The sequence below is a fragment of the Pseudomonas sp. P4_C3 genome (assembly GCF_056402075.1).
In genome coordinates this window covers 1-1,512 of the sequence record NZ_JBFUIC010000591.1, presented here as the reverse complement: position 1 = coordinate 1,512, position 1,512 = coordinate 1, and the positions used below count along the sequence as shown (strand labels likewise).

Genomic DNA, 1,512 nt, shown 5'->3' with positions numbered 1-1,512 from the left:
CCGTGGTGATCCCATCGCGGGCAAGCCAGCTCCCACAGGGGATTGTGTCGACCAGTGATGAATTTGAAGGATGTAGAACATGAAAATATGTGTAAACCGTGTGGTGATCATCACCGGTGCCGGCGGTGGCCTGGGCCGGGCCTACGCGCTGGCCTTCGCCGCTGAAGGCGCGAAAGTGCTGGTCAACGACATCAACCGCGAAGCGGCGCTGGCCGTGGTCGGCGAAATCCTCGGCCAGGGCGGCAGCGCCGTGGCCAACAGCGACGACATCACCCGATATGACTCGGCGGGGTTGATCGTGCGCCAGGCCATCGAAACCTTTGGCGACCTGAACGTGGTGGTCAACAACGCCGGCATCTGCCGCGACCGCATGTTCGCCAGCCTCAGCGAAGCCGACTGGGACGCTGTGGTAGCCGTGCACCTGAAGGGCCACTTCTGCATTTCCAGCCACGCCGTGAAGTACTGGCGTGAGCAGGTCAAGGGCGGCGCCAAGGTCGATGCGCGGATCATCAACACTAGTTCCGGCGCCGGTTTGCAGGGCTCCATTGGCCAGTCCAACTACGCGGCGGCCAAGGGCGGTATTGCCTCGCTGACCCTGGTACAGGCCGCTGAACTGGGCCGCTACGGGATCACCGCCAACGCCCTGGCGCCGGCCGCGCGCACTGGTATGACCGAGCAAGTGTTCGCCGACACCATGAAAAAGCCTGAAGAGGGCTTCGATTACTTTTCCCCGGAAAACGTCGCGCCGCTGGTGGTGTGGCTCGGTTCCGAGGCTTCCGCCGAGGTGACCGGGCAGATGTTTGAAGTCGAGGGCGGCAAGTTGTCGATCGCCGACGGCTGGCGCCGTGGTCCGCAACTGGATCGCGAGGGCCGCTGGGCAGTCGGCGAGATGGGCGATGCCGTCGCACAGCTGGTGGCTCAGGCCGTTCCGGCGGCCAAAGTGTACGGCAGCTGAAAAAGACCGGTCTCGGGAGGGCGGCGCGCGGCTATAATCGGCCGACGTTTCCCTCCAGTCACCACACGAGACCTGTCATGACCATTTCCCTGTACGACGCTTCCGTGCCTGTTTTCCAGCAAATGCTCAACGCCCTGAGTGATGTACTGAAAAAGGCCGAGGCTCACGCCACCGAGAAAAACATCGACCCTAAYGCCTTCCTGCAGGCGCGCCTGTTCCCGGACATGTTCCCGCTGGTGCGTCAGGTGCAGATCGCCGTTGATTTCAGCAAGGGCGTTACCGGTCGCCTGGCCGAAGTTGAATTGCCGAAGTACGACGACACTGAAACCACCTTCGCCGAACTGCAAGCGTTGATCGCCAAGGCTCTGGCCTTCATCGGCAGCATTACGCCTGCGCAGATCAACGGCAAGGAAGGCATCGAGATCGTGACCCGTCCGGGCACGCCTAAAGAGAAGCGCTTCAGCGGCCAGTCCTACCTGCTGACCTACGGCCTGCCGCAGTTCTTCTTCCACGTCACCACCACTTACGCACTGCTGCGCCACAACGGCGTGGAAGTG

2 protein-coding genes are annotated in these 1,512 nt (G+C 62.5%); both read left to right on the top strand.

Annotated elements, in window-relative coordinates; genetic code table 11:
- The first annotated feature begins 79 nt into the window (after positions 1–79).
- A complete protein-coding gene (locus AC1DVH_RS30960) occupies positions 80–955 on the top strand; it encodes an SDR family oxidoreductase (RefSeq protein WP_477756996.1) in 876 nt (291 codons plus the stop codon).
- A gap of 77 nt (positions 956–1,032) precedes the next feature.
- The coding region (locus AC1DVH_RS30955; RefSeq protein WP_477756995.1) for a DUF1993 domain-containing protein at positions 1,033–1,512 on the top strand (480 nt) is incomplete at its 3' end.

Bases quoted from the DNA above. Each gene is read 5' to 3' on its own strand.
- AC1DVH_RS30960 (WP_477756996.1), top strand. From the start codon at position 80: ATGAAAATATGTGTAAACCGTGTGGTGATCATCACCGGTGCCGGCGGT.